This window comes from Pollutimonas subterranea, assembly GCF_002849655.1.
Lineage (GTDB): Bacteria > Pseudomonadota > Gammaproteobacteria > Burkholderiales > Burkholderiaceae_B > Pollutimonas > Pollutimonas subterranea.
In genome coordinates, this window is record NZ_PDNW01000006.1 from 130406 (window position 1) to 150368 (window position 19963).

Below are 19963 nucleotides of genomic sequence, written 5' to 3' on the forward strand. Positions count from 1 at the left end.
TTATTCTGTGCCAAAGCCAAACAGGCCGTTCGGACGCACGACAAGTATCAGCAGGAAAATGCCGAAGTAAACGACTTCTTTCAAGTCGGGCGCGATGTAGTAGCCAGCCAGTGTGTCGACAACGCCGATGATCATGGAGCCGGCGACCGCGCCATAAAGGCTGCCCATGCCGCCAAGCACCACGATGACAAATGCGGTCAGGACAAAGTAAGTGCCTACTGTCGGGAAAACCGGGTACTGGGGCGCGAGCAAGCCGGCCGCAATGCCGACAAAAGCCGTTCCGAGTCCGAAGGCGACGATATACACATTCTTGACATTGACGCCCATCAGCATCGCTGCGTAACGATGTTGCGCGACAGCGCGTAGCGCGCGGCCGAGATAGGTGCGATGCATGAACAGATGCAACAGGATGGCCAGGCAGATTGCAATGACGAAGGTGATGATCTGGCCGGTAACCATGGTGTAGCCGCCTACCGTAATCGCGTTGGTGCCGGTCTCGACTGAAGCGCGAAACACATTTGCACCGAAGAGAACCAGGGCCAGGTTCAGCAAAATGGTGGACAGGCCGACGGTGGCAAAAATCTGTATATGTTCATCGGAATTGAGCAAGGGCTGGATGATGACTTTCTGCGTCAGTGCGCCCAGTGCAAACAAAATGACGGCGACGGGGACCAGGCCGATATAGGGATGCAGCCCAAAATTGGCGGCGAGCAGGTAGACCATATACATGCCGACCATCAGGAAATCGCCATGCGCGAAATTGACGACCCGCACGACACCGAAAATCAGCGTAAGCCCAAGGCTGATAATGGTGTAGGCGCCCCCCAGCAACAATCCGTTGATGATCAGCTGTACAAAAATATCCATGTTGAAACCTCTTGAAGTAGGAAAAAAGTAGGCATCCGGATGGATGCCTGCTTTTTCCAGCCCGCAGTCGTTACTTCTTGTTGAAGATCGGCTTGCCCAGCGCGAGGTTCTCGGGGGCAATCGTCACCAGCTTGCCGTCTTGCCACTGCATCAGGTAGAACGTGGATGCGTTGTTTTGACCGTCTTCACCGAATGCGAATGCCCAGCCGTTGGCAGTTGACCCGGCGGGTTTCTTGTAGGCGAGCACGGCTTCGCGGATTTTGTCCGCGTCGGTGGAATTGGCATTGGCCATGGCCTCGAGGAAGGCCTTTGCGCCCACATAATTGGCCAGGCTATGGCCGGACTGCGGTCCGCTGTTGTAGGTTGCCTGATAAGCATCCAGGAATTTCTTGAGGCCTGGCGCGCCTTCGGGGTTGATGGAAGACTGCGGGAAGTCCAGGTCGAAGACGCCGTTCATGCCGGCACCCACGGCCTTGGCCGTGTCAGCCAGCGAATAGCCGCCGCCTGCACCAATAATGATGTCGGGATTGAAGCCGGCCGCTTTGGCCTGGCTGAAGAACAAAATGGCGTCGTTCTGATAAGCCGTATGCAGCACGACATTGACGCCCGCGCCCTTCAGCCTGAGTATGAGCGAGGAGAGGTCGACCGTCTTGGCGGAATAGGGCAGCACTTCGGCAACCTTGTAGCCCAATTCGCCGGCGCGCTGCTTCTCGGTGGCGGCTACGTCCGTGCCATAAGGCCCATCTTCGTGGATGATCCCGATAACGATGTTTTCTTTATTCATGCCCGTACCCGGGGCAATGGTTTCGTGCAGCGCATTCACGACCGACACGCCATAAAGGGCGGTATTGGGATTGCTGCGGAACAAGTATTTATAGTTCCGTGTCGTGATCTTGTGCGCCGTGGCACCCAGCTCGAAATAAGGGATGCCCGCCAGCTCGGTAACAGGCGTGGCGGCATACGAAATGCCCGATGCATAGCTGCCGAATACGGCGGCCACGTCTTGGGACGTGAGGCGCTTGGTCTCGGACACGGCCTGCGTCGGATCGACCGCATCGGCTTTCAGGACGGTGATTTTTTCGCCGTTGAGGCCGCCGGCTTCGTTGAGTTCGTTGACGGCAAGCTCCAGCCCCCGAAAACTTTCCTGACCCAGCAAGGCAAGTGCGCCACTAAACGGATATACCGCTCCAACTTTGACGTCGGCGGATGCTGCACTGGTTACCAGAACACCGCAAGCGGCGAACGCCATGGCTACTTTCTTCAACTTGAACATGTATAGGCTCCTGCTTTTATTGGGTAGGAATCGGGAGGATGAGTCTGATGTCTCCGGGTGGGAAAATATATGATATATGTTCTTGGAGGCGGAACCGCCTCCCTGATCATTCTAATTATCGCTGCGGGCCAGCGAATCGGGGATTTCCCTAGCGGTCCGTAAATGCCTGGGAGATGCTTGGCTTTTTTCGGGTCGCTGGCTTGATTGACTGGATCAGGGCCTGTTCTTTTTCACGCTCGGCAAGCCAATCGATCATGATTTTGCCGCCCCAGGTGATGTCGGCCTGGATGGCTTTGGCTGCCGCGACGGGGTCGCGCGCCTTAAGCGCATCGAGTACGGCTTCGTGCCGGTGTTGCCCGCCGGAGTAGTCCAGTCCGGATGTCTTGACATGGAATATCTTGAGGATGGGGCCGGAGATGACCCAGAACGATTCCACCGTGCTGATGAGCATGGGCATCCGGCTGGCCTCAAGAATCGCGAAATGAAATTTCCGGTTCAGGTAGCTTGCCCGTTTGGGATTGGACGATGTCAGGCCGATGAATTCTTCTTGAAGGGCGCTGAGGTCGTCCAGCTCTTTGGTGGTGATCTTGAGTGCGGCTTCGGCGGCTCCCATGCCTTCCAGATGAAAACGTATCTGCTGGATTTCGGCCAGTCGCTCGGAATCGAGAAACGGCACATAGACGGCAGTGGCCGCCTGCATTTCCAGGCCTTGCTCGCTGATAAGACGAAAGATTGCTTCGCGCACAGGCGTGATGGAAACGCCCATTTCGCCCGCGAGCTCGCCTATGATTAGGCGTTCACCGGGTTCGTATTGCCCATTGATTAGCGCTTCGCGTATTTGCTTGTAAACCTTGACGGAAAGGTTTTCTTTTTTTACAGGTTTTAGGCTGGACATGAGAGCTTTACCTGGCTGTAGTCAATTTGCGATTCGCAATGTATATTATATATCATATATTATTGCGCCATAGGCGACGTGCGCGCTGGGCGGATTAATCGGCAGGAAAATTGTATAAGAACATGGGAAGCCAAGTCATGAAAGAAATTACCGGTGCAACCAGGCTGTTCGGAATCCTGGCCGACCCTATTCATCACGTAAAGACGCCGCAACGCATGAATGAATATTTCACCCAGGCCGGTTACGACGGTGTGCTCGTGCCATTTCATGCGCGGCCCGGGAATTTGGCGGCAGTACTGGACGGCTTGAAGCGGCTTGAGAACCTGGGCGGCATTATCGTTACGGTTCCCCATAAAACCGCCATTCTGGCTTTATGCGACGACGCCTCCCAGGCAAGCCGCAAGATCGGCGCGGCCAATGTTGTTCGACGCGAACCCGACGGGCGGCTTACTGCCCATATGCTGGACGGCGAAGGCTTCGTGCGCGGACTGCGGTCTTGCGGCCACGATGTAGAAGGCAAGACGGCCTATATGGCGGGTGCCGGCGGCGCCGCCAACGCCATTGCGTTCGCCCTGGTGCAGTATGGTGTCAGCAGCCTGACCATTGCCAACCGTACCGCCGCCAAGGCCGAAGACCTGAAAAGCCGTGTCCTGGACCTTTACCCACAAGCCCGCATCAACATCGGTACGCCCGATCCGTCGGGTCACGATATTGTGGTCAATGCGACGTCTTTAGGGTTAAAAGAGGGCGATGCACTGCCCCTGGATGCGTCCAGGCTCAGCGCCAGCCAGACAGTCTGTGAAGTGATTATGCAACCGGTGGAAACAGCACTGTTGCACGCCGCGCGCGAACGCGGCTGCACGGTGCATTACGGCGCACCCATGCTGGCATGCCAGATTGAATTGATGGCAGAATTTCTTGGCGTCACGGCCGCAAGGTAAATCATGGCGGACTACGACTACATTATTGCCGGCGGTGGTACAGCCGGTTGCATCCTGGCCAACCGACTGACCGAAGGCGGACAATACCGCGTCCTTATGCTCGAGGCGGGACGGGATGCGTCGTCGATGTGGGTACCCATACCCGCCGGCTTCAGCAAATTGATGACAGACCCACGGTTCAACTGGGGCTTTCAGACCGAACCCGAAGACAATGTGAATGGCCGCAGCATTGCTGTGCCCCGGGGCAAGGGCCTGGGTGGTTCGTCACTGATCAATGGCATGATCTACGTTCGAGGCCAGGTGCAGGACTATGACGCCTGGGAGGCGGCCGGGGCGCGGGGGTGGGCGTTTAGCGACGTCGAGCCCTATTTCCGCAAGCTGGAAAACTACGCTGGCGGCAATGCCCGGCGCGGCAAGAACGGTCCCATGCATCTGGAGCAAGTGGCAGAGCGTTTCCCGATAGCCGAGGCGTTCCTGCAAGCCGCCACCCAAGACGGGCAGCCGTATAACGACGATTACAACGATCAGGATCAGGAGGGCTTTGGCTATTATCAGGTCCTGCAGCATAAGGGCAGGCGCTGGAGCATTGCCGATGGCTATTTGAAGCCGGCCCGGAAGCGCAAGAACCTCACGATCGAATCGAACGCGCATGTGGTCCGTCTGCTCATTGAACACAAGCGGTGCACGGGCGTGGTCTACCGCAAAGACGGCCGTGATTTCACCGTAAAGGCAAATCGCGAAACCTTGGTATGCCTGGGCGCCATTCAGTCGCCGCAGTTGCTCGAGTTGTCGGGTGTGGGCAATCCGGAAATTCTACAGGCTCACGGCATTCCGGTTGTTCATGCCTTGAAGGGCGTGGGCGAAAACTACATCGAGCATTTTGCCACGCGCATGAACTGGCGGGTCAGGAACACGATAACGTTAAACGAGATGTCTCGCGGGATGTCGCTGGCAGGCCATGTGGCCCGATACTACCTGCAGCGCAAAGGCATACTGACCTTGGGCACGGGGCTGGTGCACGGCTTCGTCAAGACGTCGCCAGAGCTTGCCACGCCGGACGTACAGTATTTCTTCGTGCATGCCAGTTATGCCAATGCAGCCAACCGGGTGCTCGATAAGGAGCCCGGCATGACGATAGGTGTTGCGCAGCTCCGTCCGGAATCGCGTGGCACCATACATATCAAGTCTTCAAGTCCGTTCGAATGTCCGGCCATCCGGCCCAATTTTCTTGATGCGCCGGCAGACCGCGAATCGCTTATCAAAGGCATGCAGATGGCACGCCGCATCGTCAAGCAGCCGGCCATGCAGCACTATGTATCCCACGAAATGAATCCGGGCGAAGACGTCACCACGTTCGACGAGTGGCTGGACTTCGCGCGCCGCACGGGTCAGACCATCTATCACCCGGTAGGGACGTGCCGGATGGGCGTTGGCCCCGATGCCGTCACGGATCCGCGCTTGCGGGTCAGTGGCATCGAGGGGCTGCGTGTTATCGACGCGTCCGTCATGCCCCTGATGGTGTCGGGCAACACACAGGGTGCCGTCATGATGGTGGCAGAGAAGGGCGCCGATATGATTCTGCAGGACGCAAAGGCTTGAACGATTGGCTCATTGTCCCGCTGAACACATGATTATTGCGGCGGGCCCGCCATATAGGTGCTGAGGCGTTGGGCGGCGTTGCGCAAGTGCGCTTCGGCCGCACTGGCCGCGGCATCGGGATCGCGCGCCTCGATAGCGCGAACAATGGCGTGATGTTCTTCCTGCACACATTCGACCAGCCCTTGATGCTGCTGGGCGGTGTTGCTGCGGGCCTTGCGGATCAATCGCCTGATGTGCTGTTCCAGGTACTCATTGAGCGTAATGAAGTGCGGATTGTGGGCGGCATCGACGATGGCCTGGTGGAAGGCATAGTCCTCGGCGTCGCCGAGTTGCTCATGGACGATGGCGTACTCCATGCCAACCAGCGCCCGCTTTATCTTTTTCAGATCGTCCAGGGTGTGCCGCAGCGCGGCAAGCCGCGCGGCCGCCACTTCAATCGCAATGAGTAGCTCTATGACATAGCCGACATCTTCCTCGTCGTCCAGGCGAGTCGGGTCCAGCCTGAAGGATTGCCTTGAGCCGCGCTCGTTCACGAACACGCCGCGGCCCTGCTGGGCGCTGACAAGACCTTCCGACTTCAACTGGGATACGGCTTCGCGAATGACCGAGCGGCTGACGGAGAATTGTTCGCAAAGCTGTTTTTCGCTGGGCAGCTTGCTTCCCGGCGTGAGCCGCTGCTGCTCAATCTCGTCTTTCAGCCATGCGGCAATGGGCGTGGTAAGTGACTGCGTGGGTGACAAGGTATGTGGTTGGTCCATAGGGAAGGTCCGGTTCCGATTATCTGCTAAGTGACGTATGCGGCTGAACTATAGGTTCAGTCAGACGATGTACAGCCCGCCGTTCACATGCAAGGTTTCGCCATTAACAAAGCTGGCAAGATCGGAACACAGGAAGATGATGGCGCCGGCGACCTCGTCGGCAGTCCCAAAACGCTTGAGCGGTGTGCTGTCAAGCAAGGCCTGTCCTTTCTGCTGCAATAGGGCGGACGCCATGGGCGTGTCGATAATGCCCGGTGACACGACGTTGACACGCGTCCTGGGTGCAAGCTCTAGCGCCAGGCTTTTGCTTAAGCTGGCGACCGCGCCTTTCGAAGCCGAATAGTGCGCATGGGAATGGCTGCCCCGATGGCCGGCCATCGAGGCCAGGTTGACGATGGAGCTGTTCACGGCCAAGTGTGGAATAGCGGCGCGGCACATATAGAAGGTGCCATCCAGATTGATGCTCATCAGGCGGCGCCACTCGGCCTGCGTCATGTCCGCGACCATTTTCTCGGGATAAATACCGGCGCAATGCACGAGATGGCTGATGTTGCCGTAACGCGCGGCGATGTCGCTGACGGTGGTTGCGCAGGATGCTTCGTCGGAAACATCGGTGCAGTGGACGCTTACCGTCGCACCGCTTGCGTCCAATTCGTTATGTATGGTCTCAAGGGCTTCAAGATTGAGGTCGCAAAGCGCCACATTGGCGCCCAGCTTGCTCATTCTGACTGCCACGGCCCGGCCAATACCACCCGCCGCGCCGGTAATAAGTACTGTGTTTCCAGCGAAAGAAATCATGCTTTTTCATTCTCTAGGGATAATACCTAGATGCTCCACTATATTGTTTTTAAAAGGAAATTTTCTATTTATTGGGAAGTCGATACCTCGCGGCGGCACATCCTTTGACACTGATTTTTTCCACGCGTAGAATTTCCATCCAACATGTCTGATAAGTTTGAAATGTTATCAGACATGAGCATAAATCTGAAAGGCTGTATCCATCCGCCTTACTTGGTTTTCATATTAGAACGATTGAGGAGATATTGGAGTGAACTTTACAAAACTAGCAGTGGCGCTTTCGGCGTGTGGTCTTGTGGCTATGACTTCGGTGCAGGCCGCTCCGTTGAAGATAGCACTGGTTGAAACTCTTTCCGGGCCACAGGCTTCAACCGGCCTGATGTACCGCAGCGCAGCCAATTACGGGTTTGAACGCTTGAATGAAACAGGCGGCTGGAACGGTCAAGCCATTGAAATTGCGGAGTATGACAACCAGGGGGGCCCTGCCGGTGCATCGGATAAAGTGAAGGCAGCCATTGCCGACGGCGCGCGCATTATTATCCAGGGTTCTTCGTCGGCCGTGTCAGGTCAAATTACTGAAGACGTCCGCAAATACAACGTTCGCAATCCGGGCAAGGAGGTTTTGTTCCTGAACATGGGCGGCGAAGCGCTGGAACTGACAGGCAACAAGTGTCACTTCTATCACTTCCGTTTCACGACCAATGCCCCTATCCGCGTCAAGACGCTGGTTAATGCCATGAAGGAGTCGGGCGACCTTGGCACCAAGATATATTCGATGAACCAGAACTATTCCTGGGGCAGCGATATGGAAGCTTCTATCAAGAACTTCGCAGACGAGGGTGGGTACGAAGTGGTGGAGAGCACCCTGCATGATGTCAACCGCATCCAAGATTTTTCGCCCTACGCCAGCAAGATCAAGGCAAGCGGCGCACAGACAGTCATTACCGGTAACTGGTCCAACGACTTACTCTTGCTGATGAAAGCAACTCGCGGCGCTGGCCTGGACGTGCGTTTTGGTACGGTGTTCCTGGACCAGCCCGGCAACTTGGCCAATGCGGGTGAAACGGCGCTGGGCCACTACATTTCGCACGCTTTCAATATGGCAGCGAGCCCCGAGGCCGAAAAGTTCGGTGAGGCATACAAGGCCAAGACGGGTCACTATCCGACATATATCGAGCCGCAAACCGTGTTTGGGGTGCAGATGCTTGCTGAGGCTCTAAAGGCCACGCCGCCTGAAGACGGAAAACTCAACGTGACGCAGTTGGCACTGAATCTTGAAAAAGTAAAGATCAACACGCCAATGGGCGAAACATCGATTCGTGCGGAAGATCATCAAGTGGTGCTCCCGATCGTAGTGTCGAAGGTTACGAAAGAAGCGAAATACAAGTCCGACGATACGGCCATGGGTTTCGAAGTCGTTCAGCGTTTCACCGGCCCCGCCGCGGTAAACCCCGTTGAAAAAACTTGCAAGATGAAGCGCCCTGCCTGATGAATATGCCGGCGATCCGCTGCGTCCGGTGAACGCAGCGGTGAGTGCTATCGGGCTGACTCACCGCTGTAGAAAGGTGTAGTTATGGAATTTTTTACGGTTTCGCTATTGAACGGCACCGTGTACGGCTTGCTGCTGTTCATGGTCTCGGCGGGCCTGACCCTGATCTTTGGAATGATGGGTGTGCTCAACTTCGCCCACACGTCGTTCTATATGGTGGGCGCATATCTGGCATACAGTCTTGAAAAGGTGATCGGCTTCTGGCCGGCGATCATTGTGTCGCCGCTCATTGTCGGCGTGCTGGGCGCGCTGGTCGAGCGCTATCTGTTGCGCCGCGTTCATCGTTATGGACACGGGCACCAGTTGCTGCTTACCTTCGGCGTCTCGTTCATTATTGCCGAGCTCATCAAGCTGTTCTACGGCAACTATCCGGTCAACTACCGGATTCCCGACTCCTTGTCGTTCTCGGCCTTTTCGGTTTTCGGTGCAGACTACCCATTTTATCGCTTGCTCATTGGCGGCACGTCCATCCTGATGTTTGTGCTGATCTACTTGCTGCTGACCAGAACGCGGGTGGGCATTGTGGTGCGCTCAGCCATCTACAAACCTCGCATGGTCGAAGCCCTGGGCCATAACGTTCCTATGGTTTTCATGGGCGTCTTTGCGGTCGGCGCTGGCTTGGCCGGTCTGGCCGGTGCTGTAGCAGGTGCCTTCTACACCACCAATCCCAATATGGCGCTTGAACTGGGGGTGCTGGTGTTCGTGGTGGTGGTGGTTGGCGGACTGGGCTCGCTTGAAGGCGCGATGCTCGCGTCGTTGCTGATAGGACTTATTTCGTCTTTTGCCGTCGGCATCGACTACAGCCTGGCCGACCTGTTCGGTCTGTTCGGCGCGCGCGAATGGGCCGAAAGCCTGGGTGGCCTGCTTACCCTCAAAGTGTCATCGCTATCGGCGACGATTCCGTTCTTGCTGATGCTATTGATTTTGCTGCTTCGCCCTTCGGGACTTATGGGCGACCGGGACGCTTAGATGAAACTATCTCCACTATTTATTCTGTTGGTGCTGTCTGCATTCCTGGTGGCTTTGCCATTGTTCATGTCGGCATCATTGGTTAATGCAGCAATACAGATGTTGATCGCAGCGCTATTTGCCAGCGCTTTCAATGTGTTGGCAGGGCAGGGCGGCATGTTGTCGTTCGGCCATGCCGCTTACTTTGCCATAGGTACTTTCGCAACGATACACGGAATGAATGCACTTGACGGCACAGGGCTGGTTCCAACGCCCTTCATGCCGTTGCTGGGTGCGCTGGCGGGCTGCGTGCTGGGCATTGTTGCCGGCTGGTTCTCCACCAAACGCAGTGGTGTCTATTTTTCGATGATCACGCTGGCTCTGGCAGAGCTGTTGCATACCTTGGCGCCTCATCTGAAGGACGCGTTCGGCGGCGAGGGTGGCGTATCTGCCATGCGCATGCCGGCCTGGGGCTTCGACTTTGGCACGTCGATCGAGGTGTACTACCTGACGCTGGCATGGGTGGTACTGGGTATTGCGTTGTTGTTCTACTTCACACGCACACCGCTTGGACGTCTGTGCCTCGGCCTGCGCGAGAACAGCAACCGGCTCCGGTTCATGGGGTACAACGTCCATCGCCTGAGGACAATGGTCTTTACCATTTCGGCCACCTTCTCGGGGCTCGCCGGCGCGCTGCTCGCCATGAATAACGAAGCTGCCAACTACGTGTTGTTCGACATGACCTTGTCGACCCAGGTGGTGCTCAACTCTTACATTGGCGGCATCGGTGCCTTCTTCGGCCCGGCCGTGGGCGCGGCCATCATGACTTTTTTCGGATATGCGGTGTCCGACATGACACGCACCTGGCTGCTGTATCAGGGTGTCATCTTTGTGCTGGTCATGATGTTCATGCCTGCTGGTCTGTTCAGCATAGGCAAATGGTGGCGCAGCAACCGTGGGCGCTTTAGCGCTGCCCGTCTTTACGGCGTGTTGTCCGGCTGGGTGGTCGGATGCGCTGTCGCAGCAGCTGGTTTCGTGTTTCTGTGTGAATTTCTGGCGTTGATTTTGGCGATGGACTATCAGTCTAAGCTTATCGAAGGCGCGGATTGGCCGGCGGTGACGCTGCTCGAGCACCAATGGCTGCCAGGTGCGGTCGCGACCTGGTTGATTCCTGTTGTCTTGCTGGTGGTGGGTATTTCGATTGTCTTGTATGTAAACCGCAAATGGCAGTTGCTGCGCGAGGAAAATGCCGAATGAATACTTCAACTATCGGCACAGCCGACATGCCCGCACTGACATTGCGGGACGTTCACAAGTCATTTGGCGAGGCCCACATTATTCGCGGCGTCAACCTGGAGTTGCGCCAGGGTGAGCGCCATGCCATTATCGGACCCAATGGAGCGGGAAAATCGACGCTGTTTCATTTGATTTCGGGGCAGTTTCGGCCTTCTTCGGGCGAAATTTTTCTGCATGGCAAGCCCATACAAGGTTTGGACGCACGCGTAATCAACCGCCTGGGCATGGCCCGTTCCTTCCAGATCACGAATATTTTTCCCGGGCTGAGCGTCTTCGAAAATCTGCGGTTTGGTGTCATGCGTCGTTATGACATGCAGTACACGTTCTGGCGGCGTATCTCGGGTGCCCTAAAGGTTACGCAGGAGACCGAGGCGCTGCTCGAGCGGCTGCGCCTGACCCGCTGTCGCGATACGCTGGGGGGCGAGCTGTCGTATTCCGAGCAGCGTTCGCTGGAAATTGGCATGTCGCTGGCGTCTGACCCGCAAGTGCTGTTGCTGGACGAGCCCATGGCCGGCATGTCGCGCGAAGAAACCGAGTACACGGTCGGACTGATACGCGAGCTTTCGCAGGGACGCTCTTTGATGATCGTCGAGCACGACATGGACGTTGTGTTCTCGCTCAGCGACCGGATCAGCGTACTCGTTTATGGTGAAGTTATCGCAACCGGAACGCCGGACGAAATCCGTAACAACGCCCAAGTACAGGAAGCTTATCTGGGTACGGAGGTAAAGGCATGAAAGAGACAGGGGCAACGCCTTTGCTATCGGTTCGGAACCTGCATGCGCACTATGGCAAAAGTCACATTCTTCACGGCATTACGTTTGATGTGGGGGCGGGCGAGATTGTCAGCTTGCTGGGCCGCAATGGCTCGGGGCGCTCGACCACTATCAAGGCCATCATGGGGCTGGTGCCGCCCACGTCGGGACAAGCATTGCTGAACGGGTACGAAATGGCGGGGCTGTCGCCTCACGCAATTGCGCGAGCCGGCGTCGCTTATGTCCCGGAAGAACGGGATGTATTTGCCAACCTGACGGTCGACGAAAACCTTGTTATGGGGATGCAGCGGGCACGTGATGGCGTGCCGGCGTGGACCGTGGACGAAATGTTCGATTACTTTCCTCGACTGAGGGAGCGGCGCAATACCCAGGCTGGCAATCTGTCGGGTGGCGAACAGCAGATGCTGACGATATGCCGTTCATTGCTGGGCAACCCGCAATTGATATTGATCGATGAACCGACCGAGGGCCTGGCGCCCAAGATCGTGACGGTGGTTGGCGAAGCTATCCAGGATATCCATCGTCGCGGCGTTTCCGTCATTCTGGTCGAGCAAAAATTGACCATTGCGTTGAAGATTTCCACCGACGTATGCTTGATCGGACACGGAAAGGTCGTGTTCCGCGGCAAGCCTGACGAACTGGTTGGCAACCCGCAATTGTTGAAGGACTGGCTGGCCGTATGACTGATACCGTTAAAGCGGAAATGCTCGGTCGGCTGGCGCAAGGCAAATCCTTTGAAGATCTCGCAAGCAAAGTCGTTTTCATTACCGGCGCCGGCAACGGCATCGGCCTGGCCATGGCACGCGCGTTTGCGGCATGCAAGGCGCGCCTGGCGTTGCTGGATATCGACCCCATTGGCCTGCAAGCCGCGGTTGAATCGCTGCGGGCCGAGTTTCCAGATGTCGAGATTCGGACCTGGGCGGCGGCCGTCAACGACGAGACGGCGGTCAACGACGCCGTGTCGGCGGCGCATGCCGCCTTTGGTGGCATCGACATTCTGTTGAACAACGCCGGCATTTCCATGAACCGCCCCACGCTTGAGCTGACCGGTGAGGACTGGCGCAGGGCCATGGACGTCAATGTAAACGGTGTTTTTTATTGCGCGCAGGCAGCGGGACGCTATATGGCGGAACAGGGGCGCGGCGTTATCGTGAACATGTCATCCATGTACGGCACCGTCGCGGCGCCCGAGCGTGCCGCCTACTGCACCAGCAAGGCCGCCGTTGCCATGTTGACCAAGGTGCTTGCCATAGAGTGGGGCAAGCTGGGCATCAGGGTCAATGCCATCGCGCCGGGCTACGTCAGGACGGCACTGGTCGACGAACTGGTCAACACCGGGCGCATGGACCTGGATGCGCTGACACGGCGCACGCCGATTGGCCGATTAGGCGAACCTCACGAAATTGCGACGCTGGCACTTTTCCTTGCGTCGGAACATGCTTCGTTCATCAACGGCCATGTTGCGGTGGCCGACGGCGGCTGGTCCGCCTACAGTTATATCTGAACTCGAATTAATCCGTCCGGAGACGACTCCCATGCCAGAAATCATCGAACTTTCCCGGTCCTCCCGATGGGTCGAGCTGCGTACCACCAAGGAAGATTGGAAGAATGCAGATCCCAAGCTATTGGGCACACTGCTTTCCCACCTCCATCTTATCCGGGCTTTTGAAGAGACCGTTGTCGAGTTGGCCATGGACGGGCTTGTGCACGGGCCCGCTCACTCCAGTATCGGACAAGAGGGGGGCGCCGCCGGTTCCATCGTGTCGCTTACCGCCGCGGACCAGATCAATGGCTCGCATCGCGGCCATCACCAGTTCTTGAGCAAGGCACTGGCCTATATTACGCCGGACGGCATCGACCCCGGGCGCGAGTTAGGTCCTGACATCGATACGCTGTTGCAGCGCACCCTGGCCGAAATCATGGGGCTGTCGCAAGGGTTCTGCCGTGGTCGCGGAGGATCGATGCACTTGCGATGGGAAGAGGCCGGTGTGCTGGGCACCAACGCTATCGTTGGCGGCGGTGTGCCATTGGCGGCCGGGGCAGCCTGGGCGCACAAGCATGCAGGGACGGATGCGGTTGCCGTCACCTATTTTGGCGATGGCGCGGTGAATATTGGTTCGGTGCTCGAGACCATGAACCTTGCTGCGGCATGGAAGCTGCCGTTGTGCTTCTTCATCGAGAACAACCGCTATGCCGTGTCGACCTCTGTAGAAGAAGCGACTGCGGAGCCACGCCTTTCAGCACGTGGGCAGGCCTTCAATATTGCAAGCTGGAAGGTCGACGGCATGGATCCGCTGGCCGTGCATATGGCCATGGAGCAAGCCCTGCAGCATATGCGTGCCGGCAATGGTCCTGCCATCATCGAAGCCGACGTATACCGTTTTTTCCACCAGAATGGCGGTTTTCCCGGTAGTGCCTTCGGGTATCGCACAAAAGAAGAAGAACAGGCATGGCGCCAACGCGATCCGCTGGATATGCTCGGCAATCAAATGATCGCGCGCACACTGATTTCCGCGGAAGAAATCACCGAGCTTCGTCAGTGCATGCAGGCATCCATGAAGAAGGCTGTCGCAGCACTGACCGAGGCCGACCCGGATGGAAAGCCTGGCAAGAAGCGCATTTGCCCTGAGCTTTGGCCCAAAGCCGACTTCCGCGATGTCGGCGTTCGTGGCGACCTTAGCGAACTGGCCGGTGCGCGCACCGAGGAACAGGCGTCGTTCCAGGGCAGACTGGAGGAACGCAAGTTCATTGACGTGGTGGCCGATGTCATGGCGCGCCGAATGGAAACGGATAACGGCGTAATTGTGCTGGGTGAAGACGTGCACCGCCTGAAGGGCGGCACGAACGGTGCAACTCGCGGGCTGAAGGACCGGTTTCCGGACCGTGTGCTGGGCACGCCAATCAGCGAGAACGCTTTCGCGGGCCTGGGCGGCGGAGTGGCCATGGACGGCCGCTACAAGCCGGTGATCGAGTTCATGTACCCTGATTTCATGTGGGTGGCTGCCGACCAGGTCTTTAACCAGATCGGCAAGGCACGCCATATGTTTGGCGGCGACATCAATATGCCCTTGGTCCTGCGCAGCAAAGTCGCGATGGGAACCGGCTACGGTTCGCAACACTCCATGGATCCGGCAGGCATTTTTGCAACCAGTCCCGGGTGGCGCATCGTCGCACCTTCCACGCCGTTCGATTACATAGGACTGATGAATGCAGCCCTGCAGCTGAACGACCCAGTTCTGGTGATCGAGCACGTGGATCTTTATGGATCAAGCGGCGCGGTGCCTGTCGACGACCTGGACTACCAGATTCCCTTTGGCAAGGCTGCCGTGCGACGCAACGGTAACGACCTGACGGTGCTGGCCTATCTATCGATGGTCGCGCACAGTCTGGAAGCAGTCGAGCAAACTGGCGTGGACGCTGAGGTCATCGACCTTCGCTGGCTTGATCGAGCCAGCATCGATTGGGACACCATCGGTGCCAGCATACAGAAGACCAATAATGTGCTGATCGTGGAACAAGGGTCGCAGGGGACTTCTTACGGGGCGTGGCTGTCGGACGAAATCCAGCGCCGCTACTTCGACTGGCTGGACCAGCCCGTGCAGCGGGTGACCGGCGGCGAGGCCTCGCCGAGTATCTGCAAGGTCCTCGAACGGGCCGCCTGCGCCCGCACAGAAGAAGTCGTTGCCGGTCTTCAAGAGATGATGCGCGCGCAGGGCGCAAACAGCGATAAAGCGTAAGGAGAAAAATATGAAACTCGACATGACATCGCCACTTGAAGTGGGTATTGCCTGCCGCGATCTTGCACGTCTGCGCCACTTTTACGAGGATGTTTTGGGTTTGAGCTTTATCAGCGAACATCAGGTGCCAGCCAGCAAAGCGACCGAGTCGGCCTTGTCTGCTGGCGGCTATACCGTTGTACGACTGCAGACATCGAATGGTGAACGAGTCAAGTTGCTTGCGCCGGCGTCGCCACCGCCCGCGCAAGAACTTGGAGCGTTCATTCTGGACAAACCCAATGCGGTGTACATCACTTTCATCATCGAGGATATTGACGCGGCGATCGCGCATCTGCGCCAGGAAGGCACAACGTTCATGACGGGCGAAAGCCGGGTCGAGGTGCGTCCTGGCGTCTATTTGGCGTTTTGCCACGATCCAGAAGGCAATGTGATTGAATTGGTCCAGTACGAAGATATCTCAAGCTATCGTACCGACTTGACACAGAGGAATGGCTGACATGGCAACACTCATACGTATGCCCGAGGTGGCCGCCAATACAGATTCCGCAGTTATCGTCTCCTGGACGAAACAGCAAGGAGACACCGTCGCCCAGGGTGATTGCCTGGCTGAAATCGAAACCGAAAAAGCCGTCATCGAGTTCAATGCGGAGCAGTCCGGCGTACTGGGCAGGATTCTGGTCCAGGCCGGCGAGGACACTGCCGTGGGAACACCCATCGCTGTTCTGCTTGCACAAGGCGAAAAAGAGGCAGATATAAGCGCGCTGCTGTCCGAAAACACTGATGCACACGAGCCGTTGGAAACTGGCGTGACTACGCCCCATGTCACGGTGGAGCAGCCTCGCGCCGACACCGGCACTGATACCGATACGCTTGCGCCAGTAGCTTCCGTTGCCACCCGCGGCCGGATATTCGCAAGTCCTTTGGCGAAACGCCTTGCGCGCACTGCCGGGATCGATCTTGCAGCATTGAAAGGCAGTGGTCCGCAAGGGCGCATAATCAAGCGCGATGTCCAGGCCGCCAGCATCGCCACTCGCTCCGCCGATACATCCACAGCGAAAGTTGCCCAGGGGACTGCCGCGGTGGCGTCCGACGCATCGGATCAGTCTTATACCGACGTCCCCCATACCAGCATGCGGCGCACCATCGCGCGCAGGCTAAGCGAAAGCAAACAGACGGTCCCGCACTTCTACCTGCGCGCAGATTGCCGCATGGACGCATTGCTCGCCTTGCGTGCACAGATCAACCAGGCGGCGCCGCGCAAGATCTCTGTGAACGACATTATCGTCAAGGCGGTGGGGGTTGCCTTGCGCCAGATGCCGGAGATGAACGTGAGCTGGACCGAGGCGGCGCTGCGTCACTATGAGGCGGTGGACGTGGCAGTGGCTGTTTCGACGCCGGCGGGATTGATGACACCCGTCGTCAAGGCGGTAGATGCCAAGCCATTGTCGATCATTAGTTGCAACATTGCCGATCTGGCGCAAAGGGCACGCGATGGCAAGCTGGCACCGAAGGAATATCAGGGCGGCAGCTTCACGGTCAGCAACCTGGGCATGTATGGCGTTCAGGAGTTTTCGGCCATCATCAATCCTCCGCAAGCTGCCATTCTGGCAGTGGGCAGCGTCGAGATGCGTCCAGTCGTCGACGATGGAGCACTTGGAATGGCCTCGTTGATGACGGTGACCTTGTCGGTGGACCATCGGGCCATCGACGGCGCGCTCGCAGCGAAATGGCTGGGCGTGTTCAAGAAGATCATCGAGAACCCCCTGTCCGCCCTTATTTAAGTGTGTCATGAAAATAGAACAATTTGACGTTGTCGTTGTTGGCGGAGGTCCTGGCGGCTATGTAGCGGCAATTCGGGCGGCTCAGCTTGGCCTGCGCACCGCACTGGTCGAGAAGTCCGAGCTTGGCGGCATATGTCTGAACTGGGGTTGCATCCCGACCAAGGCACTGCTTCGGTCTGCCGATGTGTTGCGCCTCGTGCGCAAGGCACATCAGTTTGGTGTGGAGGTAACGAAGCCTGAACCGGACCTGCAGGCCATGGTTGCGCGCTCCCGCAGCGTGGCAGCACAGCTGCAGCGCGGTGTTGCACATTTAATGAAGAAGAACGGCGTCACTGTGCTGAAGGGCCATGCCCGATTGACAGGCAATGGGCGTTTATCGGTATCGGGCGAACAGGACGAGGCGATAGTCGCTGCCAGGCACATTGTGCTGGCGACCGGCGCGCGTGCCCGAACCTTGCCTGGCCTGGAGGCAGATGCGGACAGCGTGTGGTACTACCGCGAGGCCTTGACGCCATCACGCTTGCCCAACAGCATGCTAGTCATTGGCGGGGGTGCCATCGGCATCGAGTTTGCCAGCTTTTATCATGCGCTGGGGGTGCGGGTTCATGTTGTCGAAATGGCTGATCGCGCGCTTCCGGTGGAAGACGCCGACATTTCAGACTACGTCGGACAATCATTGCAGACCCAGGGCATCGCCTTGCATCTGGGCAGTCGTATTGCCCATACGCAGCGTCGCGGTGCCGGCTGGGATGTCGAGCTTGAAGGGTCCAGCGGCACGACGCTGAATGTCGATGTCATATTGGTTGCTGCCGGTATCGTCGGCAATGTGGAAAATCTGGGTCTGGAGGGCACCGGCGTCAAGGTGGCGAATAGCCACATTGTGACAGACGGGTATGGGGCAACCGGCGAAGCCGGCGTTTATGCCATCGGCGACGTAGCCGGCGCACCGTGGCTGGCGCACAAGGCATCGCACGAAGCGGTCATCTGTATCGAGAAAATTGCAGGCCTGGAGCCGCATCCCATTGATGCGGACCGTGTTCCGGCATGTACTTATAGCCATCCCCAGGTTGCCCATGTAGGCCTGACCGAACAGCAGGCGCGTGATGCAGGACGTTCGGTTCGTGTGGGCAAGTTCCCGTTCTCGGCCAACGGCAAAGCCATTGCGCTGGGAGAGACCGGCGGTTTCGTCAAGGTGGTATTTGATAAAGACAGCGGCGAACTGATCGGTGCCCACATGGTCGGTGAAGAGGTTACCGAGATGATCCAGGGATATGTCGTAGCGATTGGACTTGAGACCACCGAAGCGGAATTGATCCACACGATTTTTCCGCATCCTACACAGTCGGAGGCCATGCATGAGGCCGTGTTGTCGGCCTACGGCAAAGCCTTGCACTATTGACTGCTATGTACGCTGCCAACCAAGTCCGAAATACAAAGCCCCGCAGGACTCTTGGGGTCGCCCAGTGCAAGGACAACTGTGAGATGGTTGAGGCCGGCCTCGATTCATGAAAGTGCTGGGCACGAAGATCACGCACTCGTGAGTTTGAAAGGTCGGTCCTGATTAGCTGACCACGACCCGGCCTTGCGCCGGGTTTTTTGTCGTGCAACGGCGAGACAGGCCAAATTGCCGACGTTCATGATTTGTCAGCGACGCGCCAGTCGGGCGTCAAAGAGCCACTTCCGAACCTTACGAAGGGCTATCCGCTTCATGTCAGGGTGTTCCGGATTGAGAAGAAAATTTGACTCCTCGGGTACGATCACGGAAGGTACTTCCATAACGACGCTGGAGCAAATCCTACACCAGTGTCCGCCCACATCCAGACTGACTTTGCCGGCCGGTTCCGCGTCCCATCCGATATTTTCATTGGCTTGGACTATTGTGCGCGCCTGCCATAGATCAGCGGGGATTCCAACATGGACAAGGTATCGGTTCAGCGGCAGGCCTGTCAATTCCAAGTGTGCCACCGTTTCCAGGCACGCCAGGGCGATACTCCCCGAACAGTAAAGCACCGGTATGCCAGGCCGGTTCCAACGGCCGCCGGTGATTCTTGCTCCAGCTCCAGAACGGTCATCGGCCGTGTAGCTCGGCGTGTCGGTCGCGATGCGCCAGACCGCAACGTCTTGACCCTTAGTGCTCATACGTAGGCGCCGCTTTGCGCTGTAGCCAATAACTTTGAAAGTAAATCGCGGCCTTCAGCAGTGTCCATGAAGCAGGCAGGAGGTTTCCCGCTGAGCGCTTTCAATGGTGTGTCGAGCCATTCTGCGAACCACTGTGCCGCGTCGAACCCTTGCGGGTCTCCGGATTCTTCCACCATGGTTTGAACCTGCCCAATCAGCTTGGCGGCTCCGAATAGGCGCTCGCTCTGTTCTTGAGACAACAGGTCGCCCTGTTTGGCCTTGCGGTCAATGGTGGTGACCGACATGCCCAACATTTCGGCAACTCGATCTTTGCTGCGTCGCATCGATTTAGCCAAAAGCCCGACATTCCGCGCATCGATACCTTGCTGGATGGCATGGATTCGTTCTATGACGCCCATACGGTAAACGGCGCCGAATGAGGCACCGCTGACGGGAAAGTGCAGAGTTTTGGCTGATTTCGGCGAACGTTTCGCCACGGACTTGTCCGTGACCCCCGTCGTCCCAGCATGCTCGGTTTCAGTAGTGCTCATGGAAGCCTCCATTTGAGGGTTCATGATAGCCCATATGGTTGCCGGTTGGCAGGATTTCTTGAGGTACCAAGTGCGT

At 57.5% G+C, this 19963-nt stretch carries 19 protein-coding genes; 12 read left to right on the forward strand and 7 right to left on the reverse strand.

The window, feature by feature from the left end; translation table 11 throughout:
* The 3 genes from CR159_RS09320 to CR159_RS09330 all read right to left on the reverse strand — a co-directional run bounded on the left by CR159_RS09320 (window position 1) and on the right by CR159_RS09330 (window position 3035).
* Window positions 1-867: a branched-chain amino acid ABC transporter permease gene (locus tag CR159_RS09320; RefSeq protein WP_102073739.1), complete on the reverse strand. Its 867-nt coding sequence runs from the start codon at window positions 865-867 to the stop codon at window positions 1-3.
* 70 nt (window positions 868-937) lie between these two features.
* Window positions 938-2116, reverse strand: a complete 1179-nt coding sequence (locus CR159_RS09325) for an ABC transporter substrate-binding protein (RefSeq protein ID WP_439650514.1) — start codon at window positions 2114-2116, stop codon at window positions 938-940.
* Between the two features lie 172 nt (window positions 2117-2288).
* Window positions 2289-3035 (reverse strand): GntR family transcriptional regulator, encoded by a 747-nt coding sequence (locus tag CR159_RS09330; protein ID WP_102073741.1) that lies wholly within the window; start codon window positions 3033-3035, stop codon window positions 2289-2291.
* A gap of 137 nt (window positions 3036-3172) precedes the next feature.
* Between CR159_RS09330 and CR159_RS09335 the strand changes: the two genes are divergently transcribed.
* Window positions 3173-3976: a shikimate dehydrogenase family protein gene (locus tag CR159_RS09335; protein WP_102073810.1), complete on the forward strand. Its 804-nt coding sequence runs from the start codon at window positions 3173-3175 to the stop codon at window positions 3974-3976.
* Between the two features lie 3 nt (window positions 3977-3979).
* Window positions 3980-5575 (forward strand): GMC family oxidoreductase, encoded by a 1596-nt coding sequence (locus CR159_RS09340; RefSeq protein ID WP_102073742.1) that lies wholly within the window; start codon window positions 3980-3982, stop codon window positions 5573-5575.
* 32 nt (window positions 5576-5607) lie between these two features.
* On the opposite strand, the gene CR159_RS09345 is transcribed toward CR159_RS09340, so the two are convergent.
* Together CR159_RS09345 and CR159_RS09350 are read right to left on the reverse strand one after the other, a co-directional pair.
* Window positions 5608-6333 carry a FadR/GntR family transcriptional regulator gene (locus CR159_RS09345; RefSeq protein ID WP_102073743.1) on the reverse strand — a complete coding sequence of 242 codons (726 nt, stop codon included), beginning with the start codon at window positions 6331-6333 and terminating at the stop codon, window positions 5608-5610.
* 60 nt (window positions 6334-6393) lie between these two features.
* Window positions 6394-7131, reverse strand: coding sequence for an SDR family NAD(P)-dependent oxidoreductase (locus tag CR159_RS09350; protein ID WP_102073744.1), 738 nt, complete (start codon window positions 7129-7131; stop codon window positions 6394-6396).
* A 301-nt stretch (window positions 7132-7432) separates the two neighbouring features.
* On the opposite strand from CR159_RS09350, the gene CR159_RS09355 reads away from it, so the two are divergent.
* From CR159_RS09355 to lpdA, 10 genes are all read left to right on the forward strand, one after another.
* Window positions 7433-8620, forward strand: coding sequence for a branched-chain amino acid ABC transporter substrate-binding protein (locus CR159_RS09355; protein WP_102073745.1), 1188 nt, complete (start codon window positions 7433-7435; stop codon window positions 8618-8620).
* Window positions 8621-8704: 84 nt separating this feature from the next.
* Window positions 8705-9649, forward strand: a complete 945-nt coding sequence (locus CR159_RS09360; protein ID WP_102073746.1) for a branched-chain amino acid ABC transporter permease — start codon at window positions 8705-8707, stop codon at window positions 9647-9649.
* Complete coding sequence (locus CR159_RS09365; protein WP_102073747.1) at window positions 9650-10885, forward strand: branched-chain amino acid ABC transporter permease; 1236 nt, start codon at window positions 9650-9652, stop codon at window positions 10883-10885.
* Window positions 10882-11661, forward strand: a complete 780-nt coding sequence (locus CR159_RS09370) for an ABC transporter ATP-binding protein (protein ID WP_233208240.1) — start codon at window positions 10882-10884, stop codon at window positions 11659-11661. The genes CR159_RS09365 and CR159_RS09370 overlap by 4 nt, the downstream gene beginning before the upstream one ends.
* A complete protein-coding gene (locus CR159_RS09375; protein WP_102073748.1) occupies window positions 11658-12383 on the forward strand; it encodes an ABC transporter ATP-binding protein in 726 nt (241 codons plus the stop codon). Before CR159_RS09370 ends, CR159_RS09375 begins: the two co-directional genes overlap by 4 nt.
* A complete protein-coding gene (locus CR159_RS09380) occupies window positions 12380-13204 on the forward strand; it encodes an SDR family NAD(P)-dependent oxidoreductase (RefSeq protein ID WP_102073749.1) in 825 nt (274 codons plus the stop codon). The genes CR159_RS09375 and CR159_RS09380 overlap by 4 nt, the downstream gene beginning before the upstream one ends.
* Before the next feature lie 31 nt (window positions 13205-13235).
* On the forward strand, window positions 13236-15437 hold the full coding sequence (locus CR159_RS09385) for an alpha-ketoacid dehydrogenase subunit alpha/beta (protein WP_102073750.1): 2202 nt from the start codon (window positions 13236-13238) through the stop codon (window positions 15435-15437).
* A 10-nt stretch (window positions 15438-15447) separates the two neighbouring features.
* Entirely contained in the window at window positions 15448-15933 is a 486-nt protein-coding gene (locus tag CR159_RS09390; protein ID WP_102073751.1) for a VOC family protein, read from the forward strand.
* A 1-nt stretch (window position 15934) separates the two neighbouring features.
* Window positions 15935-17218: a pyruvate dehydrogenase complex dihydrolipoamide acetyltransferase gene (locus tag CR159_RS09395; protein WP_102073752.1), complete on the forward strand. Its 1284-nt coding sequence runs from the start codon at window positions 15935-15937 to the stop codon at window positions 17216-17218.
* 7 nt (window positions 17219-17225) lie between these two features.
* On the forward strand, window positions 17226-18617 hold the full coding sequence (lpdA, locus tag CR159_RS09400) for a dihydrolipoyl dehydrogenase (protein ID WP_102073753.1): 1392 nt from the start codon (window positions 17226-17228) through the stop codon (window positions 18615-18617).
* A 245-nt stretch (window positions 18618-18862) separates the two neighbouring features.
* Here lpdA and CR159_RS09405 read toward each other — a convergent pair whose 3' ends face one another.
* Entirely contained in the window at window positions 18863-19357 is a 495-nt protein-coding gene (locus CR159_RS09405; RefSeq protein WP_102073754.1) for an RES family NAD+ phosphorylase, read from the reverse strand.
* On the reverse strand, window positions 19354-19887 hold the full coding sequence (locus tag CR159_RS09410; protein WP_233208241.1) for an Xre family toxin-antitoxin system antitoxin: 534 nt from the start codon (window positions 19885-19887) through the stop codon (window positions 19354-19356). The genes CR159_RS09405 and CR159_RS09410 overlap by 4 nt, the downstream gene beginning before the upstream one ends.
* Between the last annotated feature and the right edge of the window lie 76 nt (window positions 19888-19963).